The sequence below is a fragment of the Kitasatospora sp. NPDC057936 genome (assembly GCF_042887525.1).
GTDB lineage: Bacteria > Actinomycetota > Actinomycetes > Streptomycetales > Streptomycetaceae > Kitasatospora.
The window spans coordinates 1-19368 of sequence record NZ_JBHVPD010000107.1 but is presented as its reverse complement, the minus strand read 5'-3'; the positions used below and the strand labels follow the sequence as shown (position 1 = coordinate 19368).

Annotated in this window: 17 protein-coding genes; 11 read left to right on the top strand and 6 right to left on the bottom strand. The window is 73.5% G+C overall.

Annotated elements, in window-relative coordinates; translation table 11 throughout:
* From ACFVU9_RS38235 to ACFVU9_RS38220, 4 genes are all read right to left on the bottom strand, one after another.
* Nucleotides 1-252, bottom strand: coding sequence for a hypothetical protein (locus ACFVU9_RS38235; RefSeq protein WP_387601568.1), 252 nt, complete (start codon nucleotides 250-252; stop codon nucleotides 1-3).
* A complete protein-coding gene (locus ACFVU9_RS38230; RefSeq protein WP_387601565.1) occupies nucleotides 245-1285 on the bottom strand; it encodes a LuxR family transcriptional regulator in 1041 nt (346 codons plus the stop codon). Before ACFVU9_RS38230 ends, ACFVU9_RS38235 begins: the two co-directional genes overlap by 8 nt.
* Nucleotides 1275-2339, bottom strand: coding sequence for a LuxR C-terminal-related transcriptional regulator (locus ACFVU9_RS38225; protein WP_387601562.1), 1065 nt, complete (start codon nucleotides 2337-2339; stop codon nucleotides 1275-1277). Before ACFVU9_RS38225 ends, ACFVU9_RS38230 begins: the two co-directional genes overlap by 11 nt.
* 664 nt (nucleotides 2340-3003) lie before the next feature.
* Nucleotides 3004-4116 (bottom strand): TDT family transporter, encoded by a 1113-nt coding sequence (locus ACFVU9_RS38220; RefSeq protein ID WP_380446456.1) that lies wholly within the window; start codon nucleotides 4114-4116, stop codon nucleotides 3004-3006.
* A gap of 70 nt (nucleotides 4117-4186) precedes the next feature.
* On the opposite strand from ACFVU9_RS38220, the gene ACFVU9_RS38215 reads away from it, so the two are divergent.
* The 8 genes from ACFVU9_RS38215 (at nucleotide 4187) to pyrE (ending at nucleotide 14790) form a co-directional block, all read left to right on the top strand.
* Nucleotides 4187-5137, top strand: a complete 951-nt coding sequence (locus ACFVU9_RS38215) for a LysR family transcriptional regulator (RefSeq protein ID WP_387601559.1) — start codon at nucleotides 4187-4189, stop codon at nucleotides 5135-5137.
* Nucleotides 5138-5209: 72 nt separating this feature from the next.
* The gene (clpB, locus tag ACFVU9_RS38210) at nucleotides 5210-7816 is read left to right on the top strand and encodes an ATP-dependent chaperone ClpB (protein WP_380446454.1); all 2607 of its coding nucleotides are present in this window, start codon (nucleotides 5210-5212) and stop codon (nucleotides 7814-7816) included.
* Between the two features lie 223 nt (nucleotides 7817-8039).
* The gene (locus ACFVU9_RS38205; RefSeq protein ID WP_380446453.1) at nucleotides 8040-8600 is read left to right on the top strand and encodes a YbjN domain-containing protein; all 561 of its coding nucleotides are present in this window, start codon (nucleotides 8040-8042) and stop codon (nucleotides 8598-8600) included.
* Between the two features lie 116 nt (nucleotides 8601-8716).
* Nucleotides 8717-9877, top strand: a complete 1161-nt coding sequence (locus ACFVU9_RS38200; protein ID WP_380445535.1) for a pyridoxal phosphate-dependent aminotransferase — start codon at nucleotides 8717-8719, stop codon at nucleotides 9875-9877.
* Nucleotides 9878-10378: 501 nt separating this feature from the next.
* Nucleotides 10379-10909 carry a DUF2617 family protein gene (locus tag ACFVU9_RS38195; protein WP_380445536.1) on the top strand — a complete coding sequence of 177 codons (531 nt, stop codon included), beginning with the start codon at nucleotides 10379-10381 and terminating at the stop codon, nucleotides 10907-10909.
* A gap of 139 nt (nucleotides 10910-11048) precedes the next feature.
* Entirely contained in the window at nucleotides 11049-12683 is a 1635-nt protein-coding gene (locus tag ACFVU9_RS38190) for a polyamine aminopropyltransferase (RefSeq protein ID WP_387601553.1), read from the top strand.
* A 530-nt stretch (nucleotides 12684-13213) separates the two neighbouring features.
* Complete coding sequence (locus tag ACFVU9_RS38185) at nucleotides 13214-14179, top strand: carbon monoxide dehydrogenase (RefSeq protein ID WP_387601550.1); 966 nt, start codon at nucleotides 13214-13216, stop codon at nucleotides 14177-14179.
* Nucleotides 14180-14253: 74 nt separating this feature from the next.
* Nucleotides 14254-14790, top strand: a complete 537-nt coding sequence (gene pyrE / locus ACFVU9_RS38180) for an orotate phosphoribosyltransferase (RefSeq protein WP_329931345.1) — start codon at nucleotides 14254-14256, stop codon at nucleotides 14788-14790.
* Nucleotides 14791-14915: 125 nt separating this feature from the next.
* Here the strand turns inward: pyrE and ACFVU9_RS38175 are convergent, their stop codons facing one another.
* Nucleotides 14916-15635: a DedA family protein gene (locus ACFVU9_RS38175; RefSeq protein WP_380506959.1), complete on the bottom strand. Its 720-nt coding sequence runs from the start codon at nucleotides 15633-15635 to the stop codon at nucleotides 14916-14918.
* Nucleotides 15636-15935: 300 nt separating this feature from the next.
* On the opposite strand from ACFVU9_RS38175, the gene fbaA reads away from it, so the two are divergent.
* Entirely contained in the window at nucleotides 15936-16958 is a 1023-nt protein-coding gene (fbaA, locus tag ACFVU9_RS38170; RefSeq protein ID WP_380497943.1) for a class II fructose-bisphosphate aldolase, read from the top strand.
* Between the two features lie 111 nt (nucleotides 16959-17069).
* Here fbaA and ACFVU9_RS38165 read toward each other — a convergent pair whose 3' ends face one another.
* Nucleotides 17070-17489, bottom strand: coding sequence for a DUF3151 domain-containing protein (locus tag ACFVU9_RS38165; RefSeq protein ID WP_380445541.1), 420 nt, complete (start codon nucleotides 17487-17489; stop codon nucleotides 17070-17072).
* Nucleotides 17490-17680: 191 nt separating this feature from the next.
* On the opposite strand from ACFVU9_RS38165, the gene ACFVU9_RS38160 reads away from it, so the two are divergent.
* A complete protein-coding gene (locus ACFVU9_RS38160; RefSeq protein ID WP_387601544.1) occupies nucleotides 17681-18490 on the top strand; it encodes a DUF3152 domain-containing protein in 810 nt (269 codons plus the stop codon).
* Between the two features lie 82 nt (nucleotides 18491-18572).
* The gene (locus ACFVU9_RS38155; RefSeq protein WP_380445543.1) at nucleotides 18573-19277 is read left to right on the top strand and encodes a hypothetical protein; all 705 of its coding nucleotides are present in this window, start codon (nucleotides 18573-18575) and stop codon (nucleotides 19275-19277) included.
* Nucleotides 19278-19368: the final 91 nt, after the last annotated feature.

The window sequence follows — 19368 nt, the reverse complement described above, 5'->3', positions numbered from 1 at the left end:
TCATCCACCGGACTCCCCCGTCCGGGATCCCCGCATCTGCCGGCCCAGCTGGAACAGCGTCTCCGCGTCGTACAGCTCACGCAGCCGGGCGATGTGACCGGCCACGGTCCGCTCGCTCGACCCCATGCGGCCCGCGATCGCCCGCTGCGTGAGCCCCTGCGCCAGCAGGCGGCCGCCGTCCCGCGGGATCGCGCGGTAGAGCGCGCGGGCGGACTCGTCCGGGAGGGCTTCGGACAGGGTCGGGTCACCCATCGGCGTCGCCCTTCAGTTGCCAGCCGAGTTGGAAGAGGGTCCGGGCGCCGTAGCGCTCGCGCAGGCGGGCGAGGTGGCCGGCGACGGTGCGTTCGCTGAGGCCGAGGCGGGTGGCGACGGCGCGCTGGGTGAGGCCCTTGCTCAGCAGCGTGGTGACCCGGTCGGCGGTGCGGCCGGGGGCGGCGCTCGACCAGTCGGTGACGTCGGCCCTGGCCCAGTCGCGTTCGAAGACGGCGACCAGGGCGGCGACGGCGGCGGGCTCGGTGATGAAGGCCGCGACGTCGTGGCCGGGGTGGACGGAGACGACGGCGGTCCGCCGGTCGACGACGAGCATCCGCTGGAACGGCTCGTTCAGGATCCGGACCAGCGAGCCGTGCCGGGTCACCTCCTTCGCGTAGGCGATCACGTGGGGCTGCCGGCGGGCGACGGGCTGGTAGAGCGTCCGGATCCGGCGGCCGCTGGTCAGCAGCGCGACGTCCTGGTGGAGCGCGAGTTCGAGGGTGACCGGCTGCCGGGTGCCGGGCTGGGCGGTGAGCACTTCCTCGCCGCACTCGGACAGGACCCGGGAGAGCCGCAGGCGGATGGCGTCCTGGCCCTCGACGTACGCGGCCTCGCCCGTGGGGGAGGCCGCCCGGGGTGCGGCGTCGTAGGCGTGGGAGAGCGGGCCGAGGGCGGCCGGGAGCCGTTCGGCGTGGACGAGCAACCGGGTGGCACGGGTGCGCAGTTCGGTGCCGAGGCGGTCGCCGACGGAGCGCGGGTCGACGGCCGTGTAGCCGGTGGCCGTCGGGGCGAGCAGGCCGCGGGCGACGAGGACCGCGAGGGTGGGGCGGTCCGCGGGGGCGAGGTCGTCGGGGCGCAGGTGTCCGCCGTGGCGGACCGCGGTGAGGTAGAGCGCCCGCTCGGCGGCTGTCGGCTCATCCGCCCACCTCTCCCCCGGCCTTGGCGGCCGGGAGGTACCCCCACCGCTCGGCAGGGGCGTTCGCCCATGCGCATCCTTTGAAACGTGAGCTCGCTGAGCTCGCTCATCGGTCATCGCGGGAGCCTCGCATCAGCCAGCCGAGCTGGAAGAGGGTCTGGGCGCCGTAGCGGTCGCGCAGGCGGGAGATGTGGGCGGCGACGGTGCGTTCGCTGAGGCCGAGGCGGGTGGCGACGGCGCGCTGGGTGAGGCCGCGGGCGAGCAGGCGGCCGACCCGGTCGGGGGTGCTGCGGGCGGGGCCGTGGCCGAGGGCTGCGGCGGCCTCGGTGGTGTCGGCGCGGGCCCAGTCCCGCTCGAACGCGCCGACCAGGAAGGTGATGGCGGCGGGGTCGGTGATGAAGGCGGCGGTGCTGTTGTCCTCGCTGGCGGAGATCACGGCGACGGTGCGGTCGAAGACGATGAGCCGCTGGAAGGGCTCGTCGAGGACGCGGATGAGCGAGCCGTGCCGGGTGACCTCGTCGGCGTAGGCGAGGGCGGACTGGTCGGCGAACGCGACCGGCTGGTAGATCGTGCGCAGCGAGCAGCCGCGCTGCAGGAGTTGGACGTCCTGGAGCCGGGCGACCTGGAGCGTGTCGGCGGGCCGGTGGCCGGGCTGGGCGGTGAGGACCTCGGCGCGGCAGTCGGAGACGAGCTGGGAGATCCGCTGGCGGATGTGGACGTGGCCCTCGACGTAGACGGCGCCGCCGGCCCGGCCGGGCGGGCGGGGCATCGCGTCGTAGGCGCGGGTGAGGCCGTCGAGGGCGCCGGGCAGGTTCTCGGCGCGGACCAGGAGCCGGGTGGCCTCGCTGCGCAGTTCGGCGCCGAGGCGGTCGGTGACGGAGCGCGGGCTGACGGCGGTGTAGCAGGCGTCCATCGCGTTGGGCATCAACAGGCCGATGTCGACGAGCTGTTGAATGGCGGCGTGGTCGGTCTCGTGGACGCCGGTGAACGGGATCCGGCCGCCTTCGGCGAGGATCGAGAGGTAGAGCCGGCGGGCCGCGTCGTCGGGCTCGCCCGCTCCGGTGAGGCCCCCGGTGCCCGCGAAGCCCTCGTCGGCCGCGAAGCCCTCGCCGCCGGTGAAGCCACCCGCGTACTGGCCGTGGTCCGGTGCGACCGCCGGTTCCGCCGTCACGTCGAACTCTCCCTGCCGGACGCCTTTCGGACGGGCCCGCCCCCGTGTCCCGCGTCCCCGTCGTTTCCGTCGTCTCCGGCCGCGAGGGCCCGGCGGTCACGGTACCGGGCGGCGGGCGGACCCCTGGGCCCGGGTGCCGTCGCACACCGGACGCCCAGGGGCCGCCTTGCCACGCCATGCCAAGGCGCTTCCGGCGAGGCGGAGCAGCAACGCCTCGCCGGCTCCGGTTCCGGGGGCCATCACCACACATGGCGTCCCGGCCGGCGCTCTTCCCCCCGTTGTGCGGGGACGTGATGTCCCGCATCCACTTTTGAAGAGCAAGTCGCCACCATCGGGCCGCGGTTGCCCGGACGACTTGGCGTGACTCCACCATCACAGCGTGACGCCCGGCGGACAAGTGTCACCCGAGTGCAGGTTCTCGCAATTGCAGCTATCCGCACGGCGGGCCGGTTCCCGCGGCCGGAGCGGTGGGCCGGATTCCGGTGAACGCCAAGGCCAGTCGGGTGCCCGGTGGAGGCCCGGGACCGGCCCGATTGGCGGTGGACGGTCAGGCCCCGGGTGCGCATTCCTGCACCTGGACGGTTCCCGCAGCACACGACCGAAGCCCCGGCTTCCGGAACCGGAAGCCGGGGCACGGCTCGTCCGTCTCCCGGACGGCCGTCGCTCAGCGCGCCAGCAGCCGTCCGCGCGCCAGGCCGGCCACCGTGCCGCTCGCGGCGGCCGCCCAGGCGACGGCCAGCAGCGCGTACAGCCCGACCGCCAGCCCGGTGAACCCGCCGAACCCGGTGTGGCGGGCGAGCGCCGAGACGCCGGTGACGCAGGTGCCGACGGGGAAGGTGAACGCCCACCAGGTCATCGCGAACGGCATGCCGGCCCGCCGGGCGCGCAGGTTGGCGGTGAGTGCGACGGCCAGCCAGAGCATCGCGACGCCGATCACGGCCACGCCGTACAGCTCGGCGAGGGCGGCCATGGCGGGCGCCAGCTCGGGGAGCACCGGGCGGGCGGCGTCGGCGAGTTGGTGGACGGCGGTGACGGACTGGCCGAGCGGCCCGAGCACCAGGAACAGCGCGGGAGTGAGCACGAGGGTCGGCACCTTGCTGTGGTAGAGCCCGGTGAACACCACCGGCAGCAGCACCAGGGTGGCCAGCAGTCCGATGCCGAACAGGGCCCAGCAGCCGTACAGCATGGCCTGCTGCGAGGAGCCGGACGGCAGGTGCGGGACGAGTGCGGGGCCGGTGGCCGAGGCGACCAGGGGGGCGACGACGGGCAGCAGCCAGGTCGGGTTGGCCTCCAGGGCGGAGAGCCGGTGCCGGGTGATCATCAGGTAGGGGATGCCGCCGGCGACGGCGAGCGCGTAAACGGTGCCGGCGCTCCACAGCACGGCGTCGATCGCCACGGCGGGCCCGGTGCCGATCACCTTCGAGCCGAGCAGCAGCGTGCCGAGGCCGACCGCCAGCAGGGCCATCGGCGGGCAGCCGTAGAAGACGGCGGTGGCCGGGTTGTCCAGCAGCTGGGTGCGGGCGGCCTCCCGGTGCCGGGTGAGGTGCACCAGCCGCGCGCCGCCGAGCACCAGCAGGGCGGCCAGGCCGAGCGCCCACATCACCTCGCCGAAGGCGACCAGCCCGGGCGGCCGGACCGGCAGGACGGCCGCGCCGTTGCCGAGGATCGCGGTGCCCATGACGGCGGCGTACCAGTTGGGGCCGAGCTGGGCGAGGTCGAACCGGGGGCGGGCGACGGAGGGACGGGTGAGCGGGCGGACATCGGCCAAGGTGGACATGGGACCACCGTCCCTCCGCGCGGCCCCGGCCGGTAGCGCCCGCCGCTCTATGAGGACATAGCCTGAACCTATGGCCCTCTCTCCGCACGTCCCCGAACTCGGCGCCCTGGAGCTGCTGCTCGCGGTGGCCCGGCTGGGCAGCGTCGGCCGGGCGGCGGCCGAGCTGGGCGTCAGCCAGCCGACCGCGAGCGCCCGGATCAAGGGCATGGAGCGGCAGGTCGGCGTCCCGCTGCTGGAGCGCTCCCCCCGGGGCAGCCGGCCGACCGAGGCGGGCCGGCTGGTGGTCGAGTGGGCCCGGCACGTGGTGGAGGCGGCGCAGGCGCTGGACGCCGGGATCGACGCGCTGCGCGGGCGGCGGGACGCCAAGCTGACGGTGGTCGCCAGCCTGACCGTCGCCGAGTACCTGATGCCGGGCTGGCTGCTGGCGCTCGCCGAGGCCAGTCCGGGCACGGCCGTGACGCTGCGGACGGCGAACTCGGCGGAGGTCGCCGGGCGGGTGCTGGGCGGCGAGGCGGACCTCGGGTTCGTCGAGGGCCCGTCCACCCCGTCCGGGCTGGACGGCGCCGTGGTGGCCGTGGACCGGCTGGTGGTCGTGGTGGCGCCCGGCCACCCGTGGTCGCGTCGCCGGACGCCGCTGACCGGGCCCGAGCTGGCCGGGACACCGCTGGTGCTGCGCGAGCCGGGGTCGGGCACCCGGGAGGTGCTGGAGGCGGCGCTGGCGCCGTACGGGGGCGCGGCGCGGCCCCGGCTGGAGCTGGCCTCGTCGACGGCGCTGAAGGCGGCGGCGATGACCGGCGCCGGGCCGGTGTGCCTGAGCGAGCTGGTGGTGACGGAGGAACTGGCGACCCGGCGGCTGGTCGAGGTGCCGCTGGCGGCGGGGCTCGACCTGCGGCGCCCGCTGCGCGCGGTGTGGCCGGCCGGGCAGCGGCCGGGCGGGCCGGCCCGGGAGCTGCTGGTGCTGACCCGGCAGGGCTCCGGGCACCGGCCGGCTTCCCCGCCCCATGGAAGAGCCCAAACCTGAGCGGAATAGACTCAACTTAGTGCATGCTGTTGATGGCAGCAGTGAAGGACGACGAGGGAGGATCCCCCAGCAGTGGACGCCAGCAAGTTCACCACCAAGACGCAGGACGCCCTGTCCGCCGCGATCCGGCAGGCCGGTGCGGTCGGGAACCCGGACGTCAAGCCGGTGCACATCCTGATCGCCCTGCTGGAGCAGTCCGAGGGCATCGCCGGGCCGCTGCTGGAGGCGGTCGGCGCCGACGCCGCGCGGGTCGACGCCGAGGCCCGTCGCCAGCTCGCCGCCCTCCCCAGCGCGAGCGGTTCGACGGTCGCCGCCCCGCAGCTCGCCCGGGACACCATCGCGGTGCTCACCGAGGCCGGCAAGCGCGCCGACGACCTCGACGACCAGTACGTCTCCACCGAGCACCTGATGGTCGGCCTGGCCGCCGAGGGCGGGCCGGTCGCCGAGCTGCTGGTGCGCCAGGGCGCGACGCCCAAGGCGCTGCTGGCCGCGTTCAAGGACGTGCGCGGCAGCGGCCGGGTCACCTCGCCGGACCCCGAGGGCACCTACAAGGCGCTTGAGAAGTACGGCACCGACCTCACCCAGGCCGCCCGGGACGGCAAGCTCGACCCGGTGATCGGCCGCGACCAGGAGATCCGCCGGGTCGTCCAGGTGCTCTCCCGCCGCACCAAGAACAACCCGGTGCTGATCGGCGAGCCCGGCGTCGGCAAGACGGCCGTGGTCGAGGGCCTGGCCCAGCGCATCGTCGCCGGCGACGTGCCGGAGTCGCTGCGCGGCAAGCGGCTGGTCGCGCTGGACCTCAGCGCGATGGTCGCGGGCGCCAAGTACCGCGGCGAGTTCGAGGAGCGGCTCAAGGCCGTCCTCAACGACATCAAGCAGAGCGACGGCCGGGTCGTCACGTTCATCGACGAGCTGCACACCATGGTCGGCGCGGGCGCCGGCGGCGACTCCGCGATGGACGCCGGCAACATGCTCAAGCCGATGCTGGCCCGCGGCGAGCTGCGGATGGTCGGCGCCACCACGCTGGACGAGTACCGCGAGCGGATCGAGAAGGACCCGGCGCTGGAGCGCCGCTTCCAGCAGGTGCTGGTCGGCGAGCCCAGCGTGGAGGACTCGATCGCCATCCTGCGCGGCCTCAAGGGCCGGTACGAGGCGCACCACAAGGTGCAGATCGCGGACGCGGCCCTGGTCGCCGCGGCCACCCTGTCCAACCGCTACATCACCTCCCGCTTCCTGCCCGACAAGGCGATCGACCTGGTCGACGAGGCGGCCTCGCGGCTGCGGATGGAGATCGACTCCTCCCCCGTCGAGATCGACGAACTCCAGCGCTCCGTCGACCGGTTGCGCATGGAGGAGCTCGCGCTGGAGAAGGAGTCCGACCCGGCCTCGGTCGACCGCCTCGCCCGGCTGCGCCGCGATCTCGCCGACCGGAACGAGCAGTTGAGCGTACTGACGGCGCGCTGGGAGCAGGAGAAGAAGAGCCTCAACCGGGTCGGCGAGCTCAAGGAGCGCCTGGACGACCTGCAGGGCGCCCTCGAACGGGCCCAGCGCGACGGCGACTTCGAGCGCGCGTCGAAGCTGATGTACGCCGAGATCCCGGCCGCCGAGAAGGAGCTCACCGACGCCCAGGAGCGCGCCGCGGACCAGGACACGTCGACCTCGATGGTCAAGGAGGAGGTCGGCCCGGACGACGTCGCCGACGTCGTCGCCTCCTGGACGGGCATCCCGGCCGGCCGCCTGCTGGAGGGCGAGAGCGCCAAACTCCTGCGCATGGAGGAGGAGTTGGGCAAGCGCCTGATCGGCCAGGCGGAGGCCGTGCAGGCCGTGTCGGACGCGGTGCGCCGCACCCGCTCCGGCATCGCCGACCCGGACCGCCCGACCGGATCCTTCCTGTTCCTCGGCCCCACCGGCGTCGGCAAGACCGAACTCGCCAAGGCCCTGGCCGACTTCCTCTTCGACGACGAGCGGGCGATGGTCCGCATCGACATGAGCGAGTACGGCGAGAAGCACTCCGTCTCCCGCCTGGTCGGCGCCCCGCCCGGGTACGTCGGGTACGAGGAGGGCGGCCAGCTCACCGAGGCGGTCCGCCGCCGCCCGTACAGCGTCGTGCTGCTGGACGAGGTGGAGAAGGCCCACCCCGAGGTCTTCGACGTGCTGCTCCAGGTGCTGGACGACGGCCGGCTCACCGACGGCCAGGGCCGCACGGTGGACTTCCGCAACGCGATCCTGATCCTCACCTCCAACCTGGGCAGCCAGTTCCTGGTGGACCCGGCCACCCCGGAGGACCGCAAGAAGCAGCTGGTGCTGGACTCCGTCCGGGCCGCGTTCAAGCCGGAGTTCCTCAACCGGCTGGACGACATCGTGGTCTTCGAGCCGCTGGGCACCACCGAGCTCAGCCGGATCGTCGACCTCCAGGTGGCCCGCCTCGGCGAGCGGCTGCGCGAGCGGCGGCTCACCCTGGACGTGTCCGCCGCTGCACGCGACTGGCTGGCGCTCACCGGGTACGACCCGGCGTACGGCGCCCGCCCGCTGCGCAGGCTGGTGCAGTCCGCGATCGGCGACCAGCTGGCGCGGGCGATCCTCTCCGGCCAGGTGCACGACGGCGACACCGTCCTCGTCGAGCGCGACGAGGACCACGACCGGCTCACCGTCCGCGCTCGCGGGCCGCTGGAGAAGTAGTCGGAGGCCTCGCCCGGACCGCCGCACGGGCCGCCGCTCCCCCGGGGCGGCGGCCCGTCCGCACGTCGGAGAACGCCGTGCTCGGAGCCCGGAACACCACCCGGTACGAAGATCGACGGACGGCCGGGTACCCCTGTGAGGCGCGCCCGGGATGAGGCAGGATGGAAGGTGGAAAGGGCGGCCTCTCTTGCCGGCCACCACGTGCACCGAGGAAGAGGACCCCATGAGCATCGACCCGTCGTCCATCCCGTCGTTCGGCGTCCCCCAGGGCGGACAGCCCGGCGGCCAGGGACGACCGGCCGGCCCGCCGCCGATCGTCGTCCCGGACCAGGCCCTGGTCACCCAGCTGCTGGACCAGATGCAGCTCAAGCACGTCGTGGACGAGGAGGGCGACCTCACCGCTCCCTGGGAGGGCTTCCGCGTCTACTACATGTTCCGCGGCGAGCAGAAGGAGCTCTTCGCGGTTCGCGCGTTCTACGACCGCGCGTACCCGCTGGAGAAGAAGGGCGAGATCCTCGACCTGATCGACGAGTGGAACCGCGAGACCCTCTGGCCGAAGGTCTACACCCACACCCACGAGGACGGCGTGGTCCGCCTGATCGGCGAGGCCCAGATGATCGTCGGCACCGGCGTCAACCTGGACTACTTCGTCACCACCACCGCCAACTGGACCCAGGCCTCGGTCGGCTTCGAGCAGTGGATCGTCGAGCGCCTCGGCCTGCAGGACGAGATCGAGGGCGACGAGGGCCAGGGCGAGGCCCCCGAGGGCACCGACGAGGCCTGATCCCCTCCCCCGCGCACCAAGGACGGCCCGCCACCGCACCACCGGTGGCGGGCCGTCCTTGTCCCGGGCCCCCGGCTGCCCCAGGATGGGGCCGACGACGACGTGGGAGGACCGTGATGGGTACGAGGCCGCTGCTGAACCGCAGGCTGGCGGGCATGGGGACGACGATCTTCGCCGAGATGTCCGCCCTCGCCACCGCCACCGGCTCGATCAACCTCGGGCAGGGGTTCCCGGACACCGACGGGCCCCGCGAGATCGCCCGGGCCGCCGCGGACGCCGTGCTGACCGGCAAGGGCAACCAGTACCCGCCCGGCCCCGGCATCCCGGAGCTGCGAACCGCGATCGCCGAGCACCAGCAGCGCTTCTACGGCCTCGCCTACGACCCGGACACCGAGGTGCTCGTCACCGCCGGCGCCACCGAGGCCATCGCCGCCGCCCTGCTCGCGCTGCTGGAGCCCGGCGACGAGGTGATCGCGTTCGAGCCGTTCTACGACTCGTACGCCGCCTGCATCGCCATGGCCGGCGCCACGCGCGTGCCGCTCACCCTGCGGGCGCCCGCGTTCCGCCCCGACCTGGACGAACTGCGCGCCCTGATCACCCCGCGCACCCGCCTCCTGCTCCTCAACACCCCGCACAACCCCACCGGCACCGTCCTCACCGCCGACGAGCTCGCGACGATCGCCGCCCTCGCCGTCGAGCACGACCTCCTGGTGATCACCGACGAGGTCTACGAGCACCTCGTCTTCGGCGCCACCCACCACCCCATCGCCGCCCTGCCCGGCATGCGCGAGCGCACCGTCGGCATCTCCTCGGCCGGCAAGACCTTCTCCTTCACGGGCTGGAAGGTCGGCTGGGTCACGGCGGCCCCGGCCCTCGTGTCCGCCGTCCGCACCGCCAAGCAGTACCTGACCTACGTCAGCGCCGGCCCCTTCCAGTACGCCGTCGCCGAGGCGCTCGGCCTCCCCGACGAGTACTTCGACACCTTCCGGGCCGACCTGCTGCGCAAGCGCGACCTGCTCGCCGAGGGGCTCTCGGCGGCCGGCTTCCGCGTCTTCAGCCCCGAAGGCACGTACTTCATCACCACCGACATCACGCCGCTCGGCGAGAAGGACGGCATCGAGTTCTGCCGGGCCCTGCCCGAACGCTGCGGCGTCGTCGCGATCCCCAACGCCGTGTTCTACGACAACACGGACGCCGGCCGCAGCCTGGTCCGCTTCACCTTCTGCAAGCGGGACGACGTGCTCACCGAGGCCGTCGCGCGGCTCCAGCGGCTCTGACCTCCCGTCGACAGGCACTCGGGAGGCAGGAGACCGCGCGGGAGAGAGCTGATGATTCGTCAACTCGCCTTCCATATAAGCCTCGTTGATATCAGCTGATGCCCGTGGGGCAACCTCCCCCGCCTCCCGGGCACGCCCCGCCGCCCGCCGGATCCACCACCCGGCGGGCGGTGGCGCATTCGGGCGCGCGGACCGCGCACAACCCGCGCGCACGGCGCACAACCCGGAGCATGGGGCGCACGCTGTGCAAACTCGCACACCGGGTCGATCAGAGCCGGGAAGCAGGTGTGCTCGAAACGGTGAATGCTTGACAAAGTTGGGTAAATCACCGACGGACCCGGCGTATTCATGCTTCTCTGCTGCTGAATCTCCAGCCGGAATCCTTCCTTCCACGGTCGGCCGCGCCCAGCGCCGCACAGCCACGAACAGCCTCGCCAATCGCCTAGGCCTAGTCGCTGCTGCTTCGGCGGGCGCGCACGGAGCTGAAACGCGGAGCCGAGCATGCTCACCACACTGCAGACCTCCTACACGGACACCCGCGCCGGTGACCTGGCGTGGTGCCTGGGCGGCGACCCGCTGCCCGCTCTCGCGGTCCGCGACCTGAGACTCGACGGCAACGGCCGCCCCGGCACGACCGGCACCCTCCAGCTGCGGCTGCTCGGCGCCTCCCACCAGGTGGTCATCGCGGCCGGCCCGGGCGAGTGCCTGGAGACCGTCGCCTGCCTGCCCGGCCGCCGCACCCCGCTGCCCGCCCGGGTGGCCAAACAGGTGGGCGGCTGGGAGTACGAGTTCGCCGCCCGGATCGAGGTCCTCCCGCCGCACGACTTCGCGGCCCGCGCCCAGGAGCTCCTCGCCCTCGTCGAGGGCCACCCCCGCGGCCTGGCCGGGATCTTCCCCGGCGACCCGAGCGCCTTCACCGCACTGGTCACCCAGGGCGGCGCGGACCGGCTGCTCTGGCGCACCTGGCACGCCTATCCGCAGGAGGGGCAGCTGGTCTGCACCCGCTCCTCGCTCGTGCTCGCGCAGCCGTGAACCACACCGGCCCGGTGGGCGGCGACGAACCCGCCATAGCCCTTGAATCGCACGCAGGAACGATTCGTCAACCGGGTGTCCCGCACTGTCCGTCGGATGGGTGCAGCTATCCGTCCCGCACGTCCCCTAGCGTTTGTTCGTGATCAATCATCCAGCCGGTCCGCCCACGCACCCGGGCGTCGACCTCGACGACGACAGCCCACCCCGGCCCGGGCGGAACCTCACCCCGCTGCCCGCCCGCCGCCGGTCCCGGCTGCGCTCCCGCCCCCGGCTGGCCCGCCTCACCGTCCTGCTGGCCGCGTTCGTCTGCGCGGCCTGCGGACTCGTCTACGAACTCGAACTCGTCGCGCTCGGCGACTACCTGCTCGGCGACACCGTCACCCAGACCTCCGTCGTGCTCTCCGTCATGGTCTTCGCGATGGGACTCGGCTCACTGCTCGCCAAGCGCCTCACCCGCCGCCCCGCCACCGCCTTCGCCCTCGTCGAGTGCGCCCTCGCCCTCACCGGCGGCCTCTCCGTCCTCGCCCTCTACTCCTGCTGGGCCTGGATCGGCCGCTACCAGGCCGCCATGGTCGGCCTCACCTGCCTGATCGGCGTCCTCATCGGCGCCGAGATCCCGCTCCTGATGACCCTCATCCAGCGGATCCGCCGCGAGGACGCCGGCCGGGCCGCGGCCGACCTCTTCGCCGCCGACTACGTGGGCGCGCTCATCGGCGGCCTCGCCTTCCCGTTCCTCATCCTCCCCGGCCTCGGCCCGGGCACCGGCGCCCTCGTCACCGGCGCCGTCAACGCCGTCTCCGGGGCCGCCGTCGTGCTCTGGCTGTTCCGGGAGGAACCGGCCCCCCGGATACGACTGCTGCTCTGGGCCGTCGGCGGTCTCGTCCTCGCCCTCCTCGCCGGCGCGGCCGCCGGCTCCGACGCCATCGAGGACGCCGCCCGGCACGCCCTCTACGGCCCCGGGGTCCGCTACGCCACACACAGCCGCCAGCAGGAGATCGTCCTCACCGGACCCGCCGAAGGCCCCCTCCGGCTCTACCTCGACGGCCGGCTCGCCGTCTGCGGGCCCGACGAGTACCGCCGCAACGAAGCCCTCGTCCACCCCGCCATGGCCGCCGGACCGGACGCCCGGGTGCTGCTCCTCGGCGGCGGCGACGGGCTCGCCCTGCGGGAGGTCCTCCGGCACGGCGGGGTCCGCACGGTGCACGTCGTCGAACCCGACGCCACCCTCACCCGACTCGCCCGCACCGACCCCGGCCTCGCCGCCCTCGCCGGGCACTCCCTCGACGACCCCCGGGTCCGCACCACCGCCGCCGACCCGCTGGAATGGCTGCGGCGCTCCCCCGACGACCGCCCGTACGACGTCGTCGTCGCCGACCTGCCGGCCCCCGACGACGGCGGGCCGGTCAAGTTCCACTCCCAGGAGTTCTACGGCCTCGCCACCCGGCTGCTCGCCCCCGGCGGCCGCATCGCCGTCCGGGCCGGCGCCGAGGGGCGCGGGCTCTGGCAGACCGAGTCCGGGCTCAGGGCGGCCGGCCTGCGGACCGTCCCGTACGCCGTCCAGGGCAGTGCCACGGCGACCTGCCGGGCCGGAGCGGCGGAGGGCACCCAGGACTTCCTGCTCGCCTCCGACGCCGAACCGCCACTCGCCCTCGCCACCGACGCCCCACCCCCACGCGCCCTCACCACCGCCACCCTGCACACCTCGGCCACCCGCCTCACCGCCCTCCGCCCCACCCACCCCCCAGCCGCCCTCAGCCTGCTGGGCCCCCGCTGACCACGACGGAGAGCGGCCGCCGCACAGGAAGTCGGCGGGACCGACTTCCAGCGCCGCCCGGCAGCACGGGCATCCGACGCCGCCTCCGCACAAGAAGTCGGCAGGACCGACCTCCAGCGCAAGCGGCACCAGGCGCCAGGACAACCCCGCCCCCGACGAACGCGCCCCCGAAGCCACAAGTAGCCAGCAACACGGGCGCCCGAAGCCGCCGCCGCACAGGAAGTCGGCGAGGTCGACTTCCAGCGCAAGCGGCACCAGATGCCAGGACAACCCCGCCCCCGAAGCCACCGGTGCCGAGCAGGGCAGGCGCCCAAAGCCACCGCCGCACAAGAAGTCGGCGGGATCGACTTCCCGTGCAGGCCGCTCTCCCTGCGGGAGTGCGACCGGATCACGGTGCCGTGGCGGGTGAGCCGGACCACGTATGGCCGAATGGCGTGCGGGTGCGGGTGGGGGGGTGTTCGGCGGGGGTGGGGAAAACGGGTGGGCGGTAGGTGGGGACCGGGTGCGGTTGGGTCGGTAGGCTCCGTGGCATGGAGCATGAGGTTGTCGTCCCGATGGCTGCCGAGCTGGTGCGGCAGGCGCTGCAGGATCCGGCCGTGCTGGCCCGGAGTGTCCCGGGGCTGAGCACCGAGCCGACGGCCGTCGGCGGCGGGCCGGCCGAGGAGATCGCGGGCCGGCTGCGGGTGCGGATCGGCGGCTCCACCATCACGTACAAGGGCGTGCTGTCGCTGATCGAGGGCCGGGAGGGCGTGCTGACCGTGCTCGCCGAGGGCCAGGAGGCGCGCGGCAGCGGCGAGGCGACGGCCACCGTCCGGGTGAGCGTCGCGGCCGGGGCCGATGAGGGCACCGCCGTGGTCCGCTTCACCGGCGACCTGAGCGCCACCGGCCGCCTCGCCGAGTGCGACGACGAGACCCTCGCCGCCACCGGCCGCCGCCTGCTGGACCGGTTCGCCGCGGCTCTCGTCTCCCCGGACGAGGCACCGGACGAGGCACCGGAGGAAGCGAGGGAGACGGAGGAGACGGACGGGACGGAGGACGGGGGCAGCGTCCTGTTCATCGAGGAGCACCAGGACCACCCCGGCGACGACCTCGACGACGACCTCTCCGACCTGATCGCCTTCTCCGACGCCGACGCCGAGCGCTTCGGCCTCCCCACCGGCGGCGCCGACGAGCACGAGGACGCGGTGGCCGAGGAGCTGCCCGCCGAGCTGCCGTTCGAGTACGAGGAGGAGCCGGTGCTGACCGGCCCGGTGCGCCGCAGCATCGTCGGCCGCTCCGCCGAGGAGGTCGACCACGCCCCGCCGCGCGGCCGCTACGCCCCCGCCCTGCCGGCCCGCAGCGCCCGCGCCCGCGCGGCGTCCCGCTGGGGCGGCGACGCCGGCGGGATCGTGGTGCCCGGCCCGGGCGGCCGCAGCGCGGTGCCGTGGGTGATCGGCGGCGGGGTGGCCCTGCTGGGCGGCGCCGTGGTGCTGGTGCGGGCGCTGCGCCGCAAGTAGGTCCTCGGGCCGCGGGCCGACTCGCTGCTGCCCGGCGGGCGGGCGCCGCGGGTCGGGCCCTAGACTGAACGCTCATGAGCAACGACCGCGACGCCCTGCTGGCACAGATCAAGGACAAGGCCGTCGTGCACGGCAAGGTCACCCTTTCCTCCGGCAAGGAGGCCGACTACTACGTCGACCTCCGCCGGATCACGCTGGACGGCGTGGCCGCCCCGCTGGTCGGCCGGGTGATGCTGGACGCGACCTCGCACCTGGACTACGACGCCGTCGGCGGGCTGACCCTGGGCGCCGACCCGGTCGCCGCCTCGATGCTGCACGCCGCCGCCGCGCGCGGCCGGACGCTGGACGCCTTCGTGGTCCGCAAGGCGGGCAAGGCGCACGGTCTGCAGCGCCGCATCGAGGGCCCGGACGTGAAGGGCCGCCGGGTGCTGGCGGTCGAGGACACCTCCACCACCGGCGGCTCGGTGCTGACCGCCGTCGAGGCGCTGCGCGAGGCGGGCGCCGAGGTGGTCGGCGTCGCGGTGATCGTCGAGCGCGGTGGCGCCGCCGCCGTCGAGGCGCAGGGCCTGCCGTACGTGACCGCCTACACCGCGGCCGACCTGGGCCTGTAGTCCGCCCGGCAGGACCCCCGCAGCACCCCGGCAGCACCCCGAGAACGTCAGAGGGGCCCGGTCCCGTCCCACGTGTTTCACGTGGAACAAGGACCGGGCCCCTCCGCCGTTCCGCCGGCGTGCGCTCAGCCGCGCCGGTGGCGCCCGCCGGCGCTCTGCGCGGTGTCGCCGACGGCCTCCACGCCGCCGTCGGCCTTCTTCTTCTTGCGCTCCCGGAGGACCTCGATGAGGATCGGCGAGATCGAGAGCAGGACGATCAGCAGGACCGCCGGGATCAGGTACTTGTCGATCACCGGGGCGAGCGCGTCACCGAAGAAGTAGCCGATCAGCAGCATGGACTCGGTCCACAGCACGCCGCCGATGACGTTCCACAGGAAGAACGTCCGGGCGGGCATCTCCAGGGTGCCCGCGACCGGGTTGAGGAAGGTCCGGACGATCGGCATGAAGCGCGCGAGCACGACGGCCTTGCCGGGTCCGAACTTGGTGAAGTACTCCTCCGCCTTCATCACGTACTCGCGGCGGAAGATCTTCGACTCGGGCTTGTCGAACATCCTCGGTCCGACCTTCGCCCCGATCAGGTGCCCGAGCTGGGCGCCCGCGATCGCCGCGATCGGGGCTCCGGTCAGCAGGAGCGCGATCGGCAGCTTGGCGCCGTCGCCGAGCACCGACGAGGCGGCGTTCGAGGCGGCCACGCCGGCGATGATCAGCAGCGAGTCGCCCGGGAAGAAGAACCCGACCAGCAGGCCGGTCTCCGCGAAGATGATCGCGAGAAGCCCGATGGCGCCGAGGGACGAGATCAGTTGTTTGGCGTCGAGCAGGTTGACGGCCAGCTGGTTGTAGTCCACGGGCGCAGGATAGCGGTCGTACCTTGCGGGCGGTCTCCGCGTACGCCCCCCCGAGCGCCGTTCCGACTGGCGGGCTCCTGCTGACCTGCGAGCACGAGTCTGGGAAGATGACACAGGCGTCCGGTCCGCGGTCGCAAAACACCCTCGTTGTCTGCCGCGGTGGTCGCCCCGAACCTTGGTACCGGTGTGCCGGACCCGCAGAGCCGTGCATCGGCGGCCGGTACCCCGGAGTCGTCACGAAGGCGTACCCAGCGTCGGACAGCACCGTCCGTACGCCGCAACCCGACAGGAGCGGATCGCATGCCCATCGCAACTCCCGAGGTCTACAACGAGATGCTGGACCGGGCCAAGGCGGGCAAGTTCGCCTACCCGGCCATCAACGTCACCTCGTCGCAGACGCTGCACGCCGCGCTGCGCGGTTTCGCCGAGGCCGAGAGCGACGGCATCATCCAGATCTCGACCGGCGGCGCGGAGTTCCTGGGCGGCCAGCACAACAAGGACATGGTGACCGGCGCCGTCGCGCTGGCCGAGTTCGCCCACATCGTGGCCGCCAAGTACGACATCACCGTCGCGCTGCACACCGACCACTGCCCGAAGGACAAGCTGGACGGCTACGTCCGTCCGCTGCTGGCGGTCTCCGCCGAGCGCGTCGCCAAGGGCCTGAACCCGCTGTTCCAGTCGCACATGTGGGACGGCTCGGCCGAGACCCTGGCCGACAACCTGGAGATCGCCCAGGAGCTGCTCGCCCAGGCCGCCGCCGCCAAGATCATCCTTGAGGTCGAGATCACCCCGACCGGCGGCGAGGAGGACGGCGTCACCCACGAGATCAACGACGAGCTGTACACCACCGTCAACGACGCCGTGCGCACCGCCGAGGCGCTGGGCCTGGGCGAGAAGGGCCGCTACCTGCTGGCCGCCTCCTTCGGCAACGTGCACGGCGTGTACAAGCCGGGCAACGTCGTGCTGAAGCCGGAGCTGCTGCGCGAGCTGCAGGACGCGATCGGCAAGCAGTACGGCAAGACCGACCCGTTCGACTTCGTCTTCCACGGCGGCTCGGGCTCCTCCGCCGAGGAGATCGCCACCGCGCTGGAGAACGGCGTCGTGAAGATGAACCTCGACACCGACACCCAGTACGCCTTCACCCGCCCCGTCGCGGCGCACATGTTCCAGAACTACGACGGCGTGCTGAAGGTCGACGGCGAGGTCGGCAAGAAGAACACTTACGACCCGCGCACCTGGGGCAAGCTGGCCGAGGCCGGCATGGCCTCCCGCGTGCTCGAGGCCGCGCAGCAGCTGCGCTCGGCGGGCAACCGCCTGAAGTGAGCCCGGTAGCGGCGCCGGTCCCGGCGGCGCGAACGTCGGTGCCCCCGGTGGTCCGTCCACCGGGGGCACTCACGCGTTCGGAGGCTCACGCACTCACACCGGACGGGCCGGCTACTGCTTGAGCGCCTCGTACGCCTCTTCGCTGCTGTCCTTCAGGAACTGCCAGCAGCGGGCCTCCTCCTCCGTCTCCTTGATCGCGCCGGCCGCCCGGGCCAGCGCCGCCAGGCAGCGCAGGAAGCCGCGGTTGCCGCGGTGCTCCCACGGCACCGGCCCGTGGCCCTTCCAGCCGTTGCGGCGCAGCGCGTCCAGGCCGCGGTGGTAGCCGGTGCGGGCGTAGGCGTACGACTCGACGTAGCGGCCGGCCGCGAACGCGTCGTCGGCGAGCATGGCCCAGGCCAGGCAGAAGGTCGGGAAGTCGGCCGCGACCTGGGTCGGCGAGGCCGACTCCTCCGCGAGCATGCGGTAGGGCTGCTCGTCCTCGGGGAGGTGGGTCGGTTCGGGGCCGTCGAGTAGATTCCGGTGAATCGCCATGGAGTGCAGTCTGCCATCCGAGCCGCAGGGGTCAACCGCCGTCGGGTGACCGGACCGGGCGGAAAGCTGCATACCGGGTATGTGGACATTCACCCGTTCTCCATGTCAGGGTGTCGAGCGTGCCCGCAGCTCGAACCGCCTCGCGCAGGAGTGCCCGCTCCGGCCGCAGACGCCGCCCGCCGCGTCGCCGCATGGGCCCCGCGCTCCTCATCGCGCTCGTCGCCTCGGTGGCCGTCCTGTCCACGGCGGTCGTCGTGCTGATGAGCCGCCACTCCGCCGCGCCCGCGACCGGGCCGACGACGCAGGCGCGGGTCGTGCCGGCGGCCGAGCTGAGCGCCCCCGCTCCGACGGCCACCCCGACGCCCACCCCGACGCCGACGCCGACGGCCACCCCGACACCCACGCCGACTCCCACTCCCACCGCGTCCGACCCCGGCCCCGCCAAGGGGGCCGGGACGTTCACGGTCGCCCCCGCCACCGCCCAGCCGGTCGGCAAGGGCAACATCCGGCGCTACCGGGTCGAGGTCGAGGACGGCATCGGGATCGACTCGACGGCCGCCGCCACCCAGATCCACGGCATCCTCGGCGACAAGCGCGGCTGGACCAGCGACCGCAAGAACGGCTTCCAGCTGGTCGCGAGCGGCCCGTACGACTTCACCGTGAAGATCGCCTCGCCCGCCACCGTGGACCGGCTCTGCGGCGCCGCAGGCCTGGACACCCACGGCGAGGTGAACTGCGACGTCGGCAGCCAGGTGATCGTCAACGCCAAGCGCTGGAACACCGGTTCACCGCAGTTCGACGGCCCGCTGGACGAGTACCGGGCGCTGATCGTCAACCACGAGGTCGGCCACCGGATCGGCCACGGCCACGAGACCTGCCCCGGCCCCGGCAAGCCGGCGCCCGCGATGATGCAGCAGATCTACGGCCTCAAGGGCTGCGCCCCCAACGCCTGGCCGTACGCGGCGGACGGGACGTACCTGGGCGGGCCCTCGGTGCCGTGACGGGCGCGAAAGCCCGTGCACCGGAACAGGATCGGGACGGAGTAGGCGCGCGCCCGCGATGAGCGCGCCCTACCCTGCGAGCATGACCGCTGCCCAACGCCGCACGTTCACCGCCGTGTTCGCCTCCGCCGGGGTCCTGCTCGGCACCGCCGCCTGCTCGTCCTCGCCCGCGGGCGTGGCCGGTCCCGGCGCGCTCTCGTACGACACCGTCCGCGCCACCGCCCAGAAGCTGCACCAGGACCGGCAGAACACCTGCCCCTTCGGCCTCGACCTCGGCAAGGCCCTCAAGGCGGCCGGGCTCCCCGACGCGGTCGGCCCGGACACCGGCAACGGGTCCGCTGTGGACGGCGAGGTCGGTGACGGCCGCCCGCCCCAGCCCTGGCCCACGGGCGCGACCCACCCGCCGGAGATGCCGTCGATCCCGGCCACTCCCCCGAACGCCGACATCACCTGCGCGTACCGGGCGGGCGGGAGCTCGCTCGCCGTCGAGCTGTTCGCCGTCCCGAAGACCGGAGTGGCCGTCAACCTCCTGCTGCCGCGCATCCAGAGCCGGGCACGTGCCTCGGTCAGCCAGCTCCGGCAACTGGCCGACCACCAGCCGGGCCCCGGACAGACCGTGCTCGTGCCGGGGGCGGACACGGCCGCCCTCGCCCGGCTGGCCCCGAAGGGCGAGGGCGACATCGTCCTGATGCTGTCCGAGGACTCCGCGGGCGACACCCCGGACCGGACGTACACCGGTGAGGGCCTCCGCAAGGCCGCGGAGGCCCTGGCGGGGCAGCTGCGCTAGAAGGCTGATGAAGATCTTGGTGTGATCGGGGCTGCCGCTGTCAGGCGGCAGCCCCGATCTGCCAGGTGGTGCCGTTGTGGGTGAGTCCGAG

What these genes read in the sequence shown, in the direction of transcription:
- ACFVU9_RS38235 (WP_387601568.1), bottom strand. Translation starts at nt 252, where the DNA reads ATGGGTGACCCGACCCTGTCCGAAGCCCTCCCGGACGAGTCCGCCCGC.
- ACFVU9_RS38230 (WP_387601565.1), bottom strand. Translation starts at nt 1,285, where the DNA reads ATGACCGATGAGCGAGCTCAGCGAGCTCACGTTTCAAAGGATGCGCAT.
- ACFVU9_RS38220 (WP_380446456.1), bottom strand. Translation starts at nt 4,116, where the DNA reads ATGTCCACCTTGGCCGATGTCCGCCCGCTCACCCGTCCCTCCGTCGCC.
- ACFVU9_RS38215 (WP_387601559.1), top strand. Translation starts at nt 4,187, where the DNA reads ATGGCCCTCTCTCCGCACGTCCCCGAACTCGGCGCCCTGGAGCTGCTG.
- ACFVU9_RS38205 (WP_380446453.1), top strand. Translation starts at nt 8,040, where the DNA reads ATGAGCATCGACCCGTCGTCCATCCCGTCGTTCGGCGTCCCCCAGGGC.
- ACFVU9_RS38200 (WP_380445535.1), top strand. Translation starts at nt 8,717, where the DNA reads ATGGGTACGAGGCCGCTGCTGAACCGCAGGCTGGCGGGCATGGGGACG.
- ACFVU9_RS38195 (WP_380445536.1), top strand. Translation starts at nt 10,379, where the DNA reads ATGCTCACCACACTGCAGACCTCCTACACGGACACCCGCGCCGGTGAC.
- ACFVU9_RS38185 (WP_387601550.1), top strand. Translation starts at nt 13,214, where the DNA reads ATGGAGCATGAGGTTGTCGTCCCGATGGCTGCCGAGCTGGTGCGGCAG.
- pyrE (WP_329931345.1), top strand. Translation starts at nt 14,254, where the DNA reads ATGAGCAACGACCGCGACGCCCTGCTGGCACAGATCAAGGACAAGGCC.
- fbaA (WP_380497943.1), top strand. Translation starts at nt 15,936, where the DNA reads ATGCCCATCGCAACTCCCGAGGTCTACAACGAGATGCTGGACCGGGCC.
- ACFVU9_RS38165 (WP_380445541.1), bottom strand. Translation starts at nt 17,489, where the DNA reads ATGGCGATTCACCGGAATCTACTCGACGGCCCCGAACCGACCCACCTC.
- ACFVU9_RS38160 (WP_387601544.1), top strand. Translation starts at nt 17,681, where the DNA reads ATGGGCCCCGCGCTCCTCATCGCGCTCGTCGCCTCGGTGGCCGTCCTG.
- ACFVU9_RS38155 (WP_380445543.1), top strand. Translation starts at nt 18,573, where the DNA reads ATGACCGCTGCCCAACGCCGCACGTTCACCGCCGTGTTCGCCTCCGCC.